This window comes from Pantoea sp. SIMBA_079, from assembly GCF_046940275.1.
In the GTDB taxonomy this organism is placed as follows: Bacteria; Pseudomonadota; Gammaproteobacteria; order Enterobacterales; family Enterobacteriaceae; genus Pantoea; species Pantoea borealis.
This window is the reverse complement of the sequence record NZ_JAWRYR010000539.1, coordinates 1-258: the sequence shown is the minus strand read 5'-3', so window position 1 is coordinate 258 and position 258 is coordinate 1. Positions and strand designations below refer to the sequence as shown.

Here is a 258-nt window from a genome sequence, read left to right as displayed (position 1 = left end):
CTGTTGGCGGCGCTGATGGTCTCTCCCGAGCGCATGTCGCTGATCGGCCTGGTGAACTACACCCGCCACCTCAGCGACAACAAGCAAAAGACGGAGCGTTACCAGATCGCGCTGTGGAAGAAGTTGCTCTATCCGCTGGCTGCCTTGGTCATGGTGGCGCTTGCGCTGCCGTTCGGGTATTCGCACAACCGGGTGGGCGGAGTCAGCCTGAAGATATTCGCCGGCGTCATGCTCGGCATCCTCTTCTATGCCTTGAAC

General features: G+C 60.1%; 1 protein-coding gene. It reads left to right on the top strand.

The window, feature by feature from the left end:
* On the top strand, positions 1-258 hold a 258-nt coding region (locus SB719_RS21120; RefSeq protein WP_412159880.1), incomplete at both ends, for an LptF/LptG family permease.